At 68.0% G+C, this 16,696-nt stretch carries 16 protein-coding genes; 5 read left to right on the top strand and 11 right to left on the bottom strand.

What is annotated here, in order from left to right:
• Nucleotides 1-96: 96 nt before the first annotated feature.
• From BLU81_RS06030 to BLU81_RS06015, 4 genes are read right to left on the bottom strand one after another with little or no spacing between them, the layout of a single operon-like run.
• The gene (locus BLU81_RS06030) at nucleotides 97-1,020 is read right to left on the bottom strand and encodes a glycine betaine ABC transporter substrate-binding protein (RefSeq protein WP_092542383.1); all 924 of its coding nucleotides are present in this window, start codon (nucleotides 1,018-1,020) and stop codon (nucleotides 97-99) included.
• Nucleotides 1,017-1,676: an ABC transporter permease gene (locus BLU81_RS06025; RefSeq protein ID WP_092556659.1), complete on the bottom strand. Its 660-nt coding sequence runs from the start codon at nucleotides 1,674-1,676 to the stop codon at nucleotides 1,017-1,019. The genes BLU81_RS06030 and BLU81_RS06025 overlap by 4 nt, the downstream gene beginning before the upstream one ends.
• Nucleotides 1,673-2,311 carry an ABC transporter permease gene (locus BLU81_RS06020; RefSeq protein ID WP_092542381.1) on the bottom strand — a complete coding sequence of 213 codons (639 nt, stop codon included), beginning with the start codon at nucleotides 2,309-2,311 and terminating at the stop codon, nucleotides 1,673-1,675. The genes BLU81_RS06025 and BLU81_RS06020 overlap by 4 nt, the downstream gene beginning before the upstream one ends.
• On the bottom strand, nucleotides 2,308-3,312 hold the full coding sequence (locus BLU81_RS06015; RefSeq protein ID WP_092542379.1) for an ABC transporter ATP-binding protein: 1,005 nt from the start codon (nucleotides 3,310-3,312) through the stop codon (nucleotides 2,308-2,310). The genes BLU81_RS06020 and BLU81_RS06015 overlap by 4 nt, the downstream gene beginning before the upstream one ends.
• A gap of 58 nt (nucleotides 3,313-3,370) precedes the next feature.
• On the opposite strand from BLU81_RS06015, the gene BLU81_RS06010 reads away from it, so the two are divergent.
• Nucleotides 3,371-4,822: an aromatic amino acid ammonia-lyase gene (locus tag BLU81_RS06010; RefSeq protein ID WP_092542377.1), complete on the top strand. Its 1,452-nt coding sequence runs from the start codon at nucleotides 3,371-3,373 to the stop codon at nucleotides 4,820-4,822.
• 95 nt (nucleotides 4,823-4,917) lie between these two features.
• Here BLU81_RS06010 and BLU81_RS06005 read toward each other — a convergent pair whose 3' ends face one another.
• Together BLU81_RS06005 and BLU81_RS06000 are read right to left on the bottom strand one after the other, a co-directional pair.
• A complete protein-coding gene (locus BLU81_RS06005; protein WP_197686131.1) occupies nucleotides 4,918-5,466 on the bottom strand; it encodes a GNAT family N-acetyltransferase in 549 nt (182 codons plus the stop codon).
• Nucleotides 5,467-5,738: 272 nt separating this feature from the next.
• Nucleotides 5,739-6,443, bottom strand: coding sequence for a TIGR03086 family metal-binding protein (locus BLU81_RS06000; protein WP_092542373.1), 705 nt, complete (start codon nucleotides 6,441-6,443; stop codon nucleotides 5,739-5,741).
• 63 nt (nucleotides 6,444-6,506) lie between these two features.
• Between BLU81_RS06000 and BLU81_RS05995 the strand changes: the two genes are divergently transcribed.
• Both BLU81_RS05995 and BLU81_RS51940 read left to right on the top strand, forming a co-directional pair.
• On the top strand, nucleotides 6,507-6,917 hold the full coding sequence (locus BLU81_RS05995; protein WP_231954218.1) for a MarR family winged helix-turn-helix transcriptional regulator: 411 nt from the start codon (nucleotides 6,507-6,509) through the stop codon (nucleotides 6,915-6,917).
• Between the two features lie 129 nt (nucleotides 6,918-7,046).
• Nucleotides 7,047-7,796 carry a hypothetical protein gene (locus BLU81_RS51940; RefSeq protein WP_197686130.1) on the top strand — a complete coding sequence of 250 codons (750 nt, stop codon included), beginning with the start codon at nucleotides 7,047-7,049 and terminating at the stop codon, nucleotides 7,794-7,796.
• Between the two features lie 1,595 nt (nucleotides 7,797-9,391).
• On the opposite strand, the gene BLU81_RS05985 is transcribed toward BLU81_RS51940, so the two are convergent.
• Nucleotides 9,392-10,576, bottom strand: coding sequence for a benzoate/H(+) symporter BenE family transporter (locus BLU81_RS05985; protein ID WP_172890501.1), 1,185 nt, complete (start codon nucleotides 10,574-10,576; stop codon nucleotides 9,392-9,394).
• A 71-nt stretch (nucleotides 10,577-10,647) separates the two neighbouring features.
• Between BLU81_RS05985 and BLU81_RS05980 the strand changes: the two genes are divergently transcribed.
• Nucleotides 10,648-11,298, top strand: coding sequence for a TetR/AcrR family transcriptional regulator (locus BLU81_RS05980; protein ID WP_092542371.1), 651 nt, complete (start codon nucleotides 10,648-10,650; stop codon nucleotides 11,296-11,298).
• Between the two features lie 87 nt (nucleotides 11,299-11,385).
• Complete coding sequence (locus BLU81_RS05975; protein ID WP_092542369.1) at nucleotides 11,386-13,176, top strand: flavin-containing monooxygenase; 1,791 nt, start codon at nucleotides 11,386-11,388, stop codon at nucleotides 13,174-13,176.
• Nucleotides 13,177-13,230: 54 nt separating this feature from the next.
• Here BLU81_RS05975 and BLU81_RS05970 read toward each other — a convergent pair whose 3' ends face one another.
• The 4 genes from BLU81_RS05970 to BLU81_RS05955 form a co-directional block, all read right to left on the bottom strand.
• A complete protein-coding gene (locus BLU81_RS05970; protein WP_157751309.1) occupies nucleotides 13,231-13,791 on the bottom strand; it encodes a hypothetical protein in 561 nt (186 codons plus the stop codon).
• A 151-nt stretch (nucleotides 13,792-13,942) separates the two neighbouring features.
• Nucleotides 13,943-14,779: a cytochrome c biogenesis CcdA family protein gene (locus BLU81_RS05965; protein ID WP_092542365.1), complete on the bottom strand. Its 837-nt coding sequence runs from the start codon at nucleotides 14,777-14,779 to the stop codon at nucleotides 13,943-13,945.
• 48 nt (nucleotides 14,780-14,827) lie between these two features.
• On the bottom strand, nucleotides 14,828-15,907 hold the full coding sequence (locus BLU81_RS05960; protein ID WP_231954216.1) for a sensor histidine kinase: 1,080 nt from the start codon (nucleotides 15,905-15,907) through the stop codon (nucleotides 14,828-14,830).
• Nucleotides 15,904-16,560, bottom strand: a complete 657-nt coding sequence (locus BLU81_RS05955) for a response regulator transcription factor (protein WP_092542363.1) — start codon at nucleotides 16,558-16,560, stop codon at nucleotides 15,904-15,906. Before BLU81_RS05955 ends, BLU81_RS05960 begins: the two co-directional genes overlap by 4 nt.
• Nucleotides 16,561-16,696: the final 136 nt, after the last annotated feature.

The following is a 16,696-nucleotide window of genomic DNA, read 5'->3' as shown; positions in this document are numbered from 1 at the left end:
AGATAGATACCCGCGAGTACATCGTCAAGACATCAGCCGGAAACAAAAGAACGCCGCCCCGCGGGGAAGCGGGGCGGCGTTCGAAAGAGGAGCGGCTTACTTGAGGCCGTTCTCCGACAGGAAGGCCGTCGCCACCACGGCGATGTCCTTCTTGTCGACCTGCACCTGAGCCAGGTAAGCGGTGAGGTTCTCGGTGGTGAGCTTGGCCGAGACGGCGTCGAGAGCGCCGGTCACCGTGGCGTTGTTGGCCTCGGTGCGGATCAGCGGGATCACGTTCTGCGACGAGTACAGGTTCTTCGGGTCCTCGAGGACGACGAACTTGTTGGTGACGATCGACGAGTCGGTGGAGTAGATGTTCGCCACCTGGATGTCACCGTCCTTGAGGGCGTTGATGGTCAGCGGGCCACCGGCGTCCAGGGCCTTGAACTCCTTGAACTTCAGGCCGTACACCTCTTCCAGGCCCTTGATGCCCTGGTGACGCTCGGCGAACTCGGGACCGGCACCGACGACCAGGGTGGGCGCGATCGTCTTCAGGTCCTCGATGGTCTTCAGGTTGTTCTTGGTGGCGGTCTCCGCGGTGACCGTCAGGGTGTCCTTGTCCTCGGCGGCCGACTGGGTCAGCACCTCGGTTCCGGTCGGCAACACCTTCTTCAGCTCGGCGAGCACGGCGTCCGGGCTGGTCGCCGACTCCGGAACGCCGTTCGGCGAGAGGGCGGCCAGCAGCGCGCCGTTGTACTCGGGCAGCAGCGAGATCGAGCCGTCCTGCAGCGCCTTGAGGTAGACCTCGCGGGCGCCGATGTTGAACTTCCGGGTGACCGTGACGCCCTTGCCCTCGAGGGCCTGGGAGTAGATCTCGGCGAGCAGCTGGCTCTCCGGGAAGTTCGCGGAGCCGACGGTGACCGCGCCGCCGGCGGCACCGGAGGCGGCGGGCTCGTCGGCGAGCGGATCGCTGTCGGCACCACAGGCGGTGAGCGACAGCGACAGGGCGATGCCGGCGAGAGCGGCGGTTATGCGTTTCATGACAGACCTTTCAGTCCGGGTGAGACGATCCAGCGCTGGATCAGTGCTAGAAACAGATCGACGAGTACGGCCAGTGCGGCGACGACGATGGCGCCGGCCAGTACCCGGGAGTAGTCGTTGACGGCCAGGCCGTCGATGAGCAGCCGGCCCAGCCCGCTGCGGCCGACCGCGGCGGCCACCGTGGCGGTCGCGACCACCTGGATGGCGGCGTTGCGGAAACCGCCCATCATCACCGGCAGCGCCATCGGCAGCTCGACCCGGGTGAGCACCTGCCACGGGTGCATCCCCATGCCCCGGGCAGCGTCGACGACGCGCTGATCCACGTTGCGCATCCCGGCGTACGACGAGGTCAGGATCGGTGGGATGACCAGCACGGTCAGCGCGATCAGCACCGGCAGCAGCCCCAGGCCGAGCAGGGTGACCATCAGCATCAGCAGGCCCAGGGTGGGCAGGGACCGGCCGGCGTTCCCGGCGTTGATGGCGATGAACGAGCCCTTGCCGGTGTGACCGATGTACAGGCCGACGGGCAGGGCGATGATCGTGCCGGCGAGCAGGGCGAGGGCGACGTAGCCGAGGTGGTCCAGGATCAGCATCGGGATGCCGCCGGACGCGCCGAGGTCCCAGTGGGCCGGGTCGAGCAGGTACGAGAGGTTCATGCGGCACGCGTCCACGGGGTGATCGCCCGCTGCACGAGCACGATGATCAGGTCGGCGATCCCGGCGAGCACCACCGACAGGATGATGCCGATCAGGATCGGCTCCATGTAGAAGAGCTGGAATCCGCGGGTGAACAGCTGGCCGAGCCCGCCGATGCCGATCAGCGAGCCGACGCTGACGAGGCTGATGTTGGAGACCGTGGCGACCCGCAGGCCGGCCAGGATCACCGGCAGCGCGATCGGCAGTTCGACCTCGATCAGGCGCCGCAGCCGGCGGTAACCCATCGCGGTCGCGGCCTGCACCACCACCGCGTCGACCGCGCGCAGACCGTCGGCGACGGTGCGGGCCAGCAGCGCGACCGTGTAAATGGTCAGCGCGACGATGACGTTGATCGGCGACAGCACCTTGGTGCCGAGGATGACCGGCAGGAAGACGAAGAGCGCCAGCGACGGGATCGAGTAGAGGACGCCGAACGTGTTGACCAGCGGGTGGTAGAGCTTCGGGAACCGGACCGGCAGGTAACCGAGCGGCAGGGCGATCACCAACCCGAACAGGATCGGCAGCAGGGCGAGGTAGAGATGTTCCTGTAACGCCTGCCAGACGATCACGTGATTGTTCTGCAAATACTGGATCATGAGCGGCGGCTTGCCAGATGGTCCGCCAGGTCATGGTGACTGACCAGGCCGTCGGCGGCCCCGTCCGGCCCGACTCGCACCGCGATCCCGACCGGCGAGCTGATCACCAGGTCGGTGACGGTGCGCAGCGAGTCTTCCTTGGTGAAGGTGCCGTTGGTGGGCCGCAGGCCGGAATCCGACGGCCAGCCGAGCGGGCGGCCGGCGTCGTCGAGGGAAAGACCGTCGACCGCCTGGACCGGCAGGTCTGCGGCGCTGTCGAATGACAAACCCCGCAAACCCCGATCTCGACCGACAAATCCGGAGACAAAGTCGTCTGCCGGATTTGTCACTAGATCCCGGGGCGTGCCGAACTGCGCCAGATGACCACCCTCACGCAGCACCGCCACCCGGTCGCCCAGCTTCAGCGCCTCGTCGATGTCGTGCGTGACCATCACGATGGTCTTGCCCAGGTCCTGCTGCAACCGCAGGAACTCGTCGTGCAGCTGCAACCGCACCACCGGGTCGACCGCGCTGAACGGCTCGTCCATCAGCATGATCGGCGGGTCCGCGGCCAGCGCCCGGGCCACCCCCACCCGCTGCTGCTGACCGCCGGACAGCTGCGCCGGGTACCTCTTGGCGAACTGCTCGGGCAATCCGACTCGCTCGAGCAGTTCCAGAGCCTTGGCCCGGGCGGCCCGGCGGGTCGAACCGGTCAGCACCGGCACGGTGGCGACGTTGTCCAGCACGGTCCGGTGCGGGAAGAGCCCCGCGTGCTGGATCACGTACCCGATCCCCCGCCGCAGCAGCGCCTCGTTCTTCGCGGTGACGTCCTCACCGTCGATCAGGATGCGCCCCGCGGTCGGTTCGATCATTCGGTTGATCATCCGCAGGGACGTGGTCTTCCCGCAGCCGGAGGGCCCGACCAGGACCGTCATCTTGCCGGTGGGCAGCTCCATGCTCAGGTGGTCCACCGCCGTACCGCCGCCGGGATAGACCTTGACGACGTCCTCGAATGTGATCATGGTACTCCTGGTTGATCTTCTGAATACTACTATTCATACTCGCGAAGTAGTGAATAGCATGTCAACAGCCCGATACGAGTTGGAGACTCACGTGCAGGTCCGGCTCGATGGCGCCTCCCTGACGATCCCAGACCTGAGCGCGATCGCATCCGGAGCGGCCGACATCACCCTCGATCCGATGGCACTCGTCCTGGTCGAGGAACGGCACGCCATCCTCGTCGAAGCCCGCGCCCGCGGGGCCGTCTACGGCGCCAACACCGGCGTCGGTGCCAACCGGCACGAACAGGCCGACCCCGAGGAGCATGCCCTGCGACTGTTGCGCAGTCATTGCGCCGGAGTAGGGCCCGAGGAGGACGACGTCACGGCGCGAGCCACCATGGCCGTCCGGCTCAATCAGATTCTGGCTGGCGGGTCCGGCATCTCGCGCCAGGTCGCCGAAGCCCTGGCCACCGCGCTCGCCGACGGCGCTGTCCCGACCCTGCACCGGTGGGGCGGCATCGGCACCGCCGACCTGTCGCCGCTGGCCGAACTCGCGCTCACCCTCGCCGGAGCCCGCCCCTGGCGGCACGGCACCGGCCGGGACGTCGTCATCGGCCCCACCGACGCACTGCCGATGATCAGCTCCAGCGCGCTCACCGTCGCCACGTCCGCGCTCGCCCTCGCCCAGGTGCACAGCCAGCTGCGGGCATCGACCGTGGTCGCCGCGCTGTCGTTCCTGGCCCTGCGCGGCAATCCCGAAGCCTACGATCCGGCCAGCCACGCCGGCCGCGCCCACCCGCACCAGGTCGCCGTCGCCGCCACCCTGCACACGATGGTGTCCGATTCCGGTCCGTCGCTGCGCATCCAGGACCCGTTCGGCCTCCGGGTCGTACCCCAGGTCACCGCGCCCGCGCTGCAGGCCGCCGAGACCCTCACCGCGATCGTCACCGCCGAGATCAACGCCGCCGCCGAGAACCCGCTGGTCACCGCGGACGGCGTGCGTCACCACGGCCAGTTCCACACGGCCACCCTGGCCGCCGGCCTGGACGCGGTCCGCGGCGCCTTCCTGCCCGTACTGTCGCTGTCCGCGGCCCGCCTCGGCCTGCTGATGCGCCCCGACATGACCGGTCTGCGTGCTTTCCTGGCCGCCGGACCGCCCGGCAGCTCCGGACTGATGATCACCGAATACGTGGTCCAGGACCTGCTCGCCGAGATGCGCACCGCGGTCCATCCGACCGCCTCCGGCACCCTGTCGATCTCGCTCGGCATGGAGGAACACGCCAGCTTCGCCACCCAGGGCGCCCGCTCGCTGCGCGTGATGACCAGGCTCGCCCCCACCATGATCGCCGCCGAACTGCTCACCGCGGTCCGCGCCCTGCGCCTGGCCCCCGACCGCCTCACCGGCGGCCTCGCCCGCGAAGCGTTCCACCTGGCCACCGAAGCCCTCGACGGAGACCTCACCGACCGCCCACTCGACGAAGACCTCAAATCGGCTGTCGACTTGCTGCCGTCCCTGGCCGGGCTTCTCTAAGACATTTCCGGTACGCCTGATCACGGCACCGTCGCCCACCACGCGAGACGCTGCCCGGTCCGGGCCACCTCGCGACCGCCGGGCGGATGCGGTGGTCACCGGCATTCGTGCTCCAGGATCGACATCCGCACCGCGTCCACCCACACCCCGTCATGCCACAGAGCGTCCCGGTCGACACCTTCGGCGGTGAATCCGGCTTTCTCGTACACCCGCCGGGCCCGGGGGTTGAAGGCATAGACGTACAGATGAATGCGGTGAAGGTTCAAGGTCTTGAAGCCGTGCTCGACGAGCAGCCGGGTCGCCTCGGTGCCGAGTCCACGATCGCGCCCACCGGGACCGATCAGGGTGCGGAAGTTGCAGCTGCGGTTGCGCTCGTCCCACTCGTTGAGCACCACCTCACCGACCAGTTCGCCGGTCACCCGGTCCAGCACCGCGAGATCCAGCCGGTCGTCAGCGGTGATCCGGTCGGCGTAGATCCGCTCCAGCTCATCGGCGTCGAACCGGACATCCCCACCACCGGTGAACCGCCGGACCTCCGGATCCTCGACGATCCTCGCGATCACCGCGGCGTCCCCCGGAGCGAAGGGCCGCAGAACAACCCGCTCCCCACGCAACACCGGCTTCCGGGCGAACTCGACCTTCACCCGGCTGATCTTTCAACAGCCCCGCAACCCTCGCAACGCGAATACCCCTCCCACCGCAGTGACATGTGACGATGATCGCGCTCCCGCCGCCGCTCACGCAGTCACGCGGTGCCATCCACTCGGCGCGCCGGGCACCCGAGGCCAAGATCCGCGTGGTGACTCGGGGTGCGAATCGAACCCGAACTCACCACGCCTAAAAGGCACGCTCACCTTGACCGCGAAAGCCGCCTAACCACCCCCCAGGTTCCGCCTACCCGCGCGCCGGGTTCGAACTACTCGGCCGACGGGATTCGGCCGAGTAGCAGCAGGATCTCGGTGAGCGCGTCCGCACCCACCGGGACCTCACGCGCCGGGCCGAAGGCCGCCCCCGGCGCGAGACGGGCCTTCCCGCCGGGCAAGGCCCGCACGATCGGCAGGGTGCGCGCCAGAACGTCAGCGCCCGGCTGGAAGTCGACGCCGATCGCCCGCGCCACGTCCCACCCGTGAACCGTGTAATCCACCAGGTGCATCCCGATCGCCAGCCGCCCCGGATGGTCCCCACCTGCATCCGGCAGACAGAACGTTCGTTCCAGCACGCCCACCTCGGCGAACGCCGCAATCACATCCTCGGCCGCTTTCACATACCTCCGCACGGCATCCTCACTCGCGCGCACCTCCGCACGTTGTTCCACGCCCTGTTCCCCCGCATGCTGTTCCACGCGCCGCTCCTTCGCACGCTGTTCCCCCGCATGCTGTTCCACGTGCCGCTCCCCTGCATGCTCCTCCGCCCAGAACGCCGGATCAGCCCCCTGTCCGCGCGCGGCCGCAGCGAATCCCCGGTGCTGAGCGGTCATGTGCGCGAGCAGATCCCCCAGATCCCACCCGGCGCACGGGGTCACCCGAACCAGATCACCGGCAGCGATCTTCTCCACGACGGCGACACTGGCCCGGACCGCGACCGCGTCGGCCGCGCGCAGATCCTCAATTATCGTAAGCATCTACATACGATGTGCGTTCGCTTATAATTAGTCAAGCGGGAACCGGGTGGTAGGAGTTACCGGGTGAACCGCGCCGACCTCGCCGTGCTGGCCCTCCGCCTGAGCCGGCGCCTGCTGGCCATCGAAGAGCCGATCCTGACCCGCCACGACATGCCGATGTGGTCCTACGCGGTCCTGACAGCCCTACGAGAAGGCCCCACTCGCACCCAGGCGGCCTTGGCGGCGGCGATCGGCGCCGACAAGACCCGCCTGATCCCGAACTTGGACGACCTGCAGAAACGCGGCCTGATCGACCGAGAACCGGACCCCGCCGATCGCCGAGTCCGCCTCCTGGCCTTGACCCCGGCCGGCCGCCAGACCCAGCAGGCCATCCAATCCGAGATCCACGCCGGCGAGGAGGAACTGCTCAGCGCTCTCCCGCCGGACGACCGGGAAGCTTTCGTGCGCGCACTGATGGCCCTGTCCCAACGCTGACCGGCACCTTTAATCCCGGGCCGTCACCTGTCTGCCAGTCCGGGCCGTCACCCGCCTGCCGAGTCCCGGGCCGTCAAGCGTCTGCCATCATTGTGGGCTCCCGAGGGCGTCAACGGTGCTGGAGGACGGATGTACTACCTGGTCGCTGTCATCGCCGAAGCCGGGATGCTCCGAGACCGGGTGGACCGCATGGAACACGGAGCCGTCGCGATGCTTCGCGACGGCATGGCGTTGGTACCGGTCAGTCAAGCACTGTTCGAGGAGTTGACCGGCTCCGAACACCACGGGCTCTTCAGCGAGCGGATGCCCCCAGCGTTCGACCGGGTACTCGCCGAGTGGTCCACACACGGCCCACTCGCTTTCGTCCAGGCCGACTTCTTCGGCGGCGACGGAGACCAGACCGCCACGGTGTGGCGCGACGGGGCACCGGCTTGGGGCCCGGTTCACGATCGCCGCTTCGACGGACCGCGGGAGCAGTGGCCGATCAACGCCGCACTGGCACAACTCGGACTACGGTCGGCCGGCTGGACGTATTCGTCGAACCCGACCCTGGCCGTAGACCTGTTCGACCAGATCGGCCTCGGCATGGAACGCGACATGACAGATTGGCTGGACCACGCTCGTTCCGGCGCGACCCCGGCCCCCTACGAAGACCTGGTGCGTGAGCTGAAGCGCCGCGAAACCGAGGAGGCGCTGGCGGGAATCCGCCCAGCCTTGAACGGCCGCGAGATCATGACCCTGCTGAACATCCCGTCAGGCCCACTGGTAGGCGCGGCAACACGGCGCTTGAAGGAACTACACCTCGAACGCGGCCCCCTCCCCCACGAAGTGGCCGAAGCCGAACTCCACACCTGGGCTCACGAACAGGGCATCGCTTAGCCCTCAACACCAGATTCCTCCCGCACAGCAGTTGGTGCCGCGGCGCCGGCCAGCCTGCAGGGTCACCCAGCCCCATGGGGGTCAGCCGACGCCGCAAGGCCAGCCAGCCCGCGGGGTCACCTGGTACTGCAAAGCCGACCAGCACAGCGGGACACCTGGACCGACCAGCACAGCGGGACACCTGGCTGACCAGCTCTGCATGATCAGCTGCTGCAGCGGCGCAAGGCGTCCGGCGTCCGGCGTCCGGCCAGGCTGGCCGAAACCGCGGCGTCGTCCCGCGCCGCATGCTTCCTCCCACGCCGCACCCTCCCCCAATGCCGCGCACTCTTCCCGCTGAGCTCTCACGGCAGGCGGCCGCCGCCTTTCTGTCTGGCGTGTCAGACAAGTTGGCATGATCGACTTCTTACAGTTTTTTGTGGGGGTGCGGGAGAATTATTGTATGGGTCAGCCAGCATTGTTCAGCGTTGCCGGAATGCGTGACCGGACCAAGGCTAGGAATTACTCTCCCAGCGGAGACGAATTTCGTCGTGAGCATGAAAAGCGTCGCGCTTGGGGACTTCAACGACGCCACGCCTAGAAACTTCGCCGTATCCGAGCACGCGATTCCATGGCCCTCTCCCCCGAGGACCAGGAATGGTTGGCTTCCCTCACGCCACAGACTCCAGCCACCCCTGCGCCACCGCAGACTCCACCCGCATCCATGCCACCGAAGCCGAAGCCGGTCCCGAAGGCAGCCCCGAAGCCGGCGCCGGACCCGGAGCAAGCGCCAGTCCCGAAGCTGACGTCAGTCCCGAAGCTGGGGCCGGAAGCGGACCCAACCACAGAACGAAAGTCGGCATCGAAGCCGAGGCTCGGGCTCGGGACCAAACTCGAACTCGGGACCAAGGTGGATCCTCTGGCCTGCGATGAGGAAGCTACTCAGCCGACCTCGGCGACTGCGTCATCAGCCTCTGTGGTGCGGTCTGAGGTTTCCGCTCGGCGATCAGTCAGCACGGATCGGACGGTACCGGTCGCTCTCCCGCCGATCTGCCCCAAGCCGGGAACGCCGCTGCCTCGATCGGGCCGAGGTGTGCGTCTATTGAATGAGTGTGGTGACGGTCCGGCGCCGGTGACGGTGTCACTCGACGTAACTCTGAACGACCGTGCCCGTGATGGTCACCGCGCGATGGCCGAGGAACAATCCTACCGTGGGGATGGCCAGGAAAAATCCCACCGCGGGATGGCCGAGGAACAATACCGCAGACCTTTGTCGGATCATTTGTGCATTGTGCGGACTTTTAGCAGGATGGCATGGCCGAAGACAAGTGGACACCACGGCAGCCGAAATGCGGACTTCCTTCTCCCGGAAGCAGCGGAATCCCAGGTTCGGACCGGGCTTCTGGAATTCGTCTCCCCGGTATCGGTCAAGAACCAATCATCGCCTTATCAGCCGACCCCGGGAAAACCTTCGGCACGCCGCCAGCCGCCCGCCAGCCCGAAGCGGGGCTTCAAGGAAGTCGATCGGCCGGGCCGGTGTCGCCGTCGGGCGAAGGCCCTTGGCTACGGGGCAGTGCAACTACCCGGCTCCACGACCACCCGGCTCCGCGACTTTCCGGTCAGGGCCGGGCGGTAGCGGGTGGTCTGAACGCTCCCGTCACCGCTGCGGTCAGTAGGCCGGCGATCAAGCCCCAGAACGCGGAGCCGACGCCGAGTAGCTGCACGCCTGAGGCGGTGGCCAGCAGGGTCACCACTGCGGCTTCGCGCCAGCGGTCGCTGCGCAGGCCCGCGGTCAGGGAGCTGCCGATCGTGCCGAGCAGACCTATGCCGGCTATGCCCAGGACCAGCACCACCGGCAGGGCCGACAGCAACGAGGTGATCGTGGCGCCCAGCACCGCTACCACCAGGTAGAAGACGCCTGCCCACACGGCGGCCAGGTAACGCCGCTTGGTGTCGGGATGAGCTTGCGGGCCGGTGCAGATCGCGGCGGTGATGGCGGCCAGGTTGAGGCCGAATGCTCCGAACGGGGCCAGCAGCAGGTTTGCCGCGCCGGTCCAGGTGATCAGTGGGGACACCGGCACCTGGTAGCCGTCGTTGCGCAGCACCGCGACACCGGGCAGGTTCTGGGACGCCATCGTGACCACGAACAGTGGCAGCGCCACGCTGATGATCGCCTGCCACGAGAACGACGGCACCGTGAAGACCGGTGCCGCCCACGACCACTGGACCAGGCCGGGGCGGAACGTGCCGGACAGAGCTGCCACGGTGACACCGGCCAGCAAGGCCGTCAGTACCGCGTACCGGGAAAGGATCTTGCGAAAGAGGAGGTAGGTGGCGAACATCGTCAGGACCAGTAGTGGGTCCTCGTTGACGGCGGCGAACAGGCCGATGCCGAATTGGATCAGCACTCCGGCCAATAGTGCGGACGCGAGTTCGACCGGGACCCGGTCCATGATCCGGCCGAACCAACCGGTGATCCCGGTCAGCGTGATCAGCGCGGCGGAGACCAGGAACGCCCCGATCGCCTCGCGCAGGGTGAACCCGGGCAGGCCGGTGACCAGCAGCGCGGCGCCGGGGGTGGACCAGGCGGTGACGATCGGTGCCCGGTACCGCAGGGACAGCCCGATGCTGGTGACGCCCATCCCCAGGCAGAGCGCGAGGATCCAGGAGGCGACCTCGGCCTCGTCGGCTCCGGCGGCCCGGCCGGCGCTGAAGACGATCGCCGCCGAACTGGTGAACCCGATCAGCACCGCGAGCAGACCGGCGTTGACGGCGGACGGTGGCGCGAGATCACGAACGGTCACGCTGCAGGCTATCGGTCGCGTTCCGGACGGGTCGCCTGATTTTCCGGGCGTCACCCCTATCCTGGGCGGCTATGAAGTACGCGAGGAAAGCCCGCGCCGAGCAGACGGAGAGCACTCGCGAGCGGATTCTGGACACCGCCGAGCGGCTCTTCGGTGAGCACGGGGTGTTCGCGGTGTCGAATCGGCAGGTCAGTGAGGCCGCGGGGCAGGGCAACAACGCGGCGGTCGGTTATCACTTCGGGTCCAAGAACGATCTGGTGCGGGCGATCGTGCGGCGGCATGCCGAGCCGATGACGGTGATCCGGCGGCGGGTGCTGGCCGAGGTCGGCGCGAGTGCCGAGGTGCGGGACTGGATGGTATGTGTGGTGCGGCCGATCACCGAGCATCTCGCCGGTCTGGGTAATCCCAGCTGGTACGCCCGGTTCGCGGCCCAGTTGGTGACGGAACCGAATCTGCGGGAGCTGACGGCGACGGAAGTGGGTGATCTTCCGACGTTGCAGGAGGTGTTCCGGGGATTGGACCGGGTTCTGCCGGAATTGTCGCCGGAGGTGCGGAGGGAACGTGACGACATGGCGTACACGCTGATTCTGCATTTCTGTGCTCGCCGTGAGCGGACGCTTCCACAGGGTGGCGATGTCCGTCCGGTGTGGAAAACAACCGAGTCGAGCCTGATCGACGCATTGGAGGGGCTGTATCGGGCGCCGGTGAGCCGAATCGCCTGATATCCGGGACCCGGGATCACCCATCGTTCAAGCAGTTGCTTTAAATTGGGCTGTCCACTCCGGACGTACCCCGCGAAAGGGCTCCTCATGTCCCCCTCCATCCCCCATCGTTTCAACGCCGAGGAACTCGAAGGCCTACGCACCCGGTACCGGACGGAACGCGATCGCCGGATCCGCCCGGACGGCGCCACCCAGTACCGGCGGGCGGCCGGTGAGTTCGGCTACTACGCGAAGGATCCGTACACCGAACGCGTCGAACGGGAGCCGGTCCGCGACCGGGTCGAGGCGACCGTCATCGGCGGCGGGTTCGGCGGCCTGCTGAGCGGGGCGAAACTGCGTGACGCCGGCGTCAAGAGTCTGCGGATGATCGACGAGGCCGGCGACTTCGGTGGTACGTGGTACTGGAACCGTTACCCCGGCATCCACTGTGACATCGAGGCGACCGTCTACATGCCGCTGCTGGAGGAGGCCGGTTACGTCCCGAAGTGGCGATACGCGCCGGGCGAGGAGATCCGCCAGCACTGCATCGGGATCGCGAAGCGTTTCGAACTGTACGACGACACCATGTTCCACACCAAGGTCACCGAGCTGACCTGGGACGACGACGCCGCCGAATGGCACGTGAAGACGGACCGCGGCGACGAGTTCACCTCCCGCTACGTGGTGATCTCGTCCGGCACCCTGACCCAGCCGAAACTGCCGGGCATCCCGGGTATCGAGGGTTACCGGGGCCACACGTTCCACACCAGCCGCTGGGACTACGGCTACACCGGCGGTGACCAGACCGGGGGCCTGACCGGGCTCGCCGACAAGAAGGTCGCCGTGATCGGCACCGGCGCGACCGGCATCCAGGTGATCCCGCACGTCGCCGAGTCCGCCGAGCAGCTGTTCGTCTTCCAGCGCACCCCGTCGTCGGTGGACTTCCGCGGCAACCGCCCCACCGACCAGTCGGTGCTCGACTCGGTCGGCCCGGGCTGGCAACGCGAGCGGATGGAGAACTTCCTCAACCTGGTCACCGGCGCGCACGTCGAGACCGACATGATCGGCGACGGCTGGACGGCGACGGCGAAACTGCAACGGCAACTGCTGACCGGTACGATCGACCCGACGATCTCCGAGGAGGAGCGCGAGTACCTCGACGAGATCGCCGACTTCCGCAAGATGGCCGAGATCCGCGACCGGGTGGACTCGATCGTGACCGATCCGGAGACGGCCGAGAAGCTCAAACCGTGGTACCGGTACATGTGCAAGCGGCCCACGTTCAGCGACTTCTACCTGCCGACCTTCAACCGGCCGAACGTCACGCTGGTGGACACCGCGGACACCGGTGGCATCACCCGGATGACCGAGACCGGGATCGTGGTCGGCGACACCGAGTACGAGGTCGACTGCATCATCTTCGCCACCGGTTTCGAGGTCGGCATCTCCGGTGTGCTGTCCGGGACGCTGCCGGTGACCGGCCGGGACGGCATGCCGCTGCTGGGCCACTGGGCGCGCGGGCCGCGGACGCTGCACGGCTTCTACAGTCACGGCTTCCCGAACCTGTTCCACCTGGGTTCGATGCAGAACGCGGCCTCGGTCAACTTCGTGCACGTGCTGCAGGAGCAGGCGACTCACATCGGCGCGGTGGTGGCCGAGGCGAACAGCCGGGGCGCGAAGCGGATCGAGCCGTCGGCCGAGGCGGAGCAGGCGTGGTGCGACACGATCTCCCAGACCGCTCCGAAGCAGTTCGGCTTCCAGTCCCAGTGCACGCCCGGTTACTACAACGGTGAGGGCAACCCGCGCCAGGTGAGTTTCTCGTTCGGGCCGGGCCCGGTGGTCTTCCACGAGCTGCTGCGCAACTGGCGCGCCGACAACATCGACGAGATCCTGTCCTGACGTGTGGTGGACCGGCCCGCCGAGGGTAGGGCGGCGGGCCGGGCCGGCACCGGGTCAGCAGACCGCGGTGTCCTTGCAGTCGATCCAGCCGGAGGCGAGCAGGCGCGGGCCGGTGAGGTAGCCCGAGAACACCGTCTTGACCGTCGCGCCGTTGCTGCTGCACTGCTTCTTGGTGAGGCTGGTGGCCGTGACGTAGACACCGCCGTACTGGATCATCTTGTGGCCCTTGGGGATCGTGATGTCCTGGGTGACCGACACGGTCCGCTTGATCCGCACGTCCATCGCGGCCTCGGCCGTGGTGTCGATGCCGGCACCGACGTTGAACGCCTTGACCGGGACCTCGATGCTCAGGTTGCCGCCGACACTGGCGGTGTAGGAGGCCCCGAACTCGATCTCCCGGCTCCAGTTCGAGGTGATCTTCAGTGCCGCCGTGGAGGGCGCGCTGTAGAGCTTGGATTCGATGATCTTGAGGTTCTGTTTGGTGCTGTTGACGGTGACCCAGGTGCTGCTCGGGTCGCAGATCGTCGGCGCGGCCTGGGCGGCGGACGGCAGCATGCCGAGCAGGGCGCCGGAGGCGACGACGGAGGCCACGGCGGTGGCGAGGGTGCGACGCATGTCGTGATCCTTCACTTCACAGGAAACCCCCGTGGCTCCCTGGTGAAGCAGCACGCTACAAGGCCCTGACCAGCGATAACTTTCCGTTGCAGGCAGTAAACGGGCATCGCGGCACGAAGGTCGGCGCCGGTGTCAAGATCGCGAAACTGTTTCACAGGGAACTGGCAGGTGCCGATATCCGCCGTTTTCTCCGGATCGCTACACCGGTGGCGACGACCACGAAAAAGGCTGCTGTGATCCAGCCCACGCCGGTTGCGTCGAGCCAGGTGGTGACCGTTCCCTGCACTTCGGTGACCGCGCTGACGATCGGGTCCCGGGCGCTGCCGGAACCGGACATCAGGCGCAACTCGTACCAGCCGTAATAGGTCACATACCCGCCCGCGACCAGCAGGAACGCGCCACTCAGCCGGGAGATCCAGGGCAGCACGGCACGGGTGCGCCGGACCGTCGCCTCCCGGGCCAGCGCGACCATCATCGCGAGAAGACCCACGACCAGACCCATGCCGATGGCGTACGCCAGGAAAGCGCCCACCCCGGCCAGGACGTCGCCCTCGCCCGAGACGAGGCCGGTCACCGCCAGGAACGGCGCGATCGTGCAGGACAGTGAGGCCACCGCGTAGGACGCTCCGTAGCCGTACAGGGCGAAGATCGAATGTGACGGCGACCCGGCGGCCAGACGCGGAAGCCGGACCTGCAGCTCCCGGCCGGTCAACAGCCAGCCACCGAGCACGACCAGCACCACTCCGATGGCGACCGCGGCCCACGGCAGATGCTGCTGGATCGGTGCGGTCGTCACGCTGAGCACGAACCCGATCGTCCCGAACACGGTGACGAATCCGGCGGTCATCGCCGCCGACAGGCGCAACGCCCGCAGCACCCCTCCGGGGCCGGAGACGAGGATCGCCAGGAACGAGGGCAACAGCGCGAAGCCGCACGGGTTGAACGCGGCCAGCAGGCCCGCCGCCAGTGCGAAGGTGATCGTGTCCATCGCCGGGGCATACGTCCCGCCGAGGTCCGACAGTTCAAAAGGACCGCGTCAGTTCAACGGCACCATCATGTGCACCCGGTAGCCGCCGTCCGGAGTCGGGCCGGATTCCAGGACGCCGTTCAGCAGGCAGGCGCGTTCGTGCAGGCCGACCAGACCCTGACCGGCGCCGGGCAGGGGCAGCGCCGGGCGGGATGGCCGGGAGTTGGTGATCGTCACGCCGGTGTGCGGGCCGGACTGCCACAGCTCGACCGTCGCCGAGGCGCCGGGAGCGTGTTTGCGCACGTTGGTGAGCGCCTCCTGAACCGTCCGGTAGATGGCGCGCTGCCCGGGTGTGCCGACCGTCGGCGCCGGCTCGCCGGTGAGTTCCGCGGCGATCCCGCTGTTCGCGACGAGCGTCTGCAGGTCGGCGAGGGTCGGCTGCGGGGAGAGTTCGGTGGTGCCGGAGGCCCGCAGCAGGGTGACCATGATGCGCAGTTCGTCCAGGGTGCCGACGCTCAGGGCCCGGATGGTGCGGGCCGCCTCCCGGGTGGCCGGTTCGGCGGACGCCATCTGCAAGGCACCGGCCTGCACGGCGATCAGGCTGACCTGGTGCGACACCACGTCGTGCATCTCGCGGGCGAGCTGGGCGCGTTCCTGAGCGAGGATGGCCTGGGCGTGCAGGACCCGTTCGTGCTCCTTGGCCTCCTCGATCTCCTCGATCCGCCGGGACAACTCACGGCGGGTCAGGACCAGCTGGCCGAGCAGCACCGGGACGGCGGCGGTGCCCAGCCCGTACGCCAGATAGACCAGAGTGTCGGCGGCGTCCACCGGCTCGTCACCGAACGGGGACGGTGCCGCCGACGCGATCGCGAACAGCACCGCACACGCGGCGAGCACCCGGCGGTCCCGGGACCGGGTGGCCAGCACGTAGAGGGCGACGAACGGGCCGACAAGTGCGGCTTCGAGCAGCGCGGCCGGGAGGGTGAGCGCGAAGACGGTGCGCGGGAACAGGTGCCGCAACGGCAGGATCACGCACCCGATGACACCGAAGACGACGCTGACCGGGGCGCTGCTCCACATGTCGATGAAGGTGTCGAGGGCTGCCGCGGTGATCAGGGCGGCCTCGATCAGGACCGTGCGGTATCTCAACGGCGGGTCCCCTGCACGAGCAGCGCGGCCTGCACCCGAGTCGAGACACGCAGCGTGGCCAGCAGAACGCTGACCTGTTCCCGGATCCCGGCCGGGGTGTCGCCGAGCCGGTCGGCGATCTCGCCGTTGGTGAGGCCGCCGGCGATCAGGTCGAGGAGCCGCCGGTCGGAGTCGGGGAGGTCGCCGAGGCGGCCGGGGTCGGTCCGGGGCAGGCTGCCCTCGATGCGGCGGGCCACTGACGGGGACATCACCACGCCACCTGCGTTCAGGGTGCGCACGAGCTGGGCCAGGCTCTCCGGGTCGGTGTCCTTGAGCAGGAACCCGGCCGCGCCGGAGTGCAGGGCGGTCAGCACATACTCGTCGGCGTCGAAGGTGGTCAGCATCGCCACGACCGGCCGATCAGGTTCGGTCACGGACTCGCTCGCGGTTTCGGTCTCATCGCGGGCCTGGATCTGCCGGAGCACGGTTAACCCGTCGACGCCGGGCATGCGGATGTCGAGCAGCACGACGTGCGGCCGTAACGCCCGGATGGTGGCGACCGCCTGTGTCCCGGTCGTGGCGGCGACGACCTCGATGTCCGGTGCCGTGTTCAGGATCAGCGTGAACGCCGACCGCACCAGCGCCTCGTCGTCGACGACAACCACCCGGATCACGCACTACCACCTGTCGCCTGAAGATCGCCCCTGTTCAGGTCGACCCTAAAGCGCTCAGCCCGTGCGGCCACTCCCCCTACCAGCGCGAGTGGCCCCGCCGACAGGACCCATTACCGCCGGAATATGCGCCTCAATC

Source organism: Actinoplanes derwentensis (assembly GCF_900104725.1).
In the GTDB taxonomy this organism is placed as follows: domain Bacteria; phylum Actinomycetota; class Actinomycetes; order Mycobacteriales; family Micromonosporaceae; genus Actinoplanes; species Actinoplanes derwentensis.
Note: the sequence above shows the minus strand (reverse complement) of the source record. Positions and strands in the feature narration are given on the sequence as shown.

Bases quoted from the DNA above. Each gene is read 5' to 3' on its own strand.
- BLU81_RS06030 (WP_092542383.1), bottom strand. From the start codon at position 1,020: ATGAAACGCATAACCGCCGCTCTCGCCGGCATCGCCCTGTCGCTGTCG.
- BLU81_RS06025 (WP_092556659.1), bottom strand. From the start codon at position 1,676: ATGAACCTCTCGTACCTGCTCGACCCGGCCCACTGGGACCTCGGCGCG.
- BLU81_RS06020 (WP_092542381.1), bottom strand. From the start codon at position 2,311: ATGATCCAGTATTTGCAGAACAATCACGTGATCGTCTGGCAGGCGTTA.
- BLU81_RS06015 (WP_092542379.1), bottom strand. From the start codon at position 3,312: ATGATCACATTCGAGGACGTCGTCAAGGTCTATCCCGGCGGCGGTACG.
- BLU81_RS06010 (WP_092542377.1), top strand. From the start codon at position 3,371: ATGTCAACAGCCCGATACGAGTTGGAGACTCACGTGCAGGTCCGGCTC.
- BLU81_RS06000 (WP_092542373.1), bottom strand. From the start codon at position 6,443: ATGCTTACGATAATTGAGGATCTGCGCGCGGCCGACGCGGTCGCGGTC.
- BLU81_RS51940 (WP_197686130.1), top strand. From the start codon at position 7,047: ATGTACTACCTGGTCGCTGTCATCGCCGAAGCCGGGATGCTCCGAGAC.
- BLU81_RS05980 (WP_092542371.1), top strand. From the start codon at position 10,648: ATGAAGTACGCGAGGAAAGCCCGCGCCGAGCAGACGGAGAGCACTCGC.
- BLU81_RS05975 (WP_092542369.1), top strand. From the start codon at position 11,386: ATGTCCCCCTCCATCCCCCATCGTTTCAACGCCGAGGAACTCGAAGGC.
- BLU81_RS05970 (WP_157751309.1), bottom strand. From the start codon at position 13,791: ATGCGTCGCACCCTCGCCACCGCCGTGGCCTCCGTCGTCGCCTCCGGC.
- BLU81_RS05965 (WP_092542365.1), bottom strand. From the start codon at position 14,779: ATGGACACGATCACCTTCGCACTGGCGGCGGGCCTGCTGGCCGCGTTC.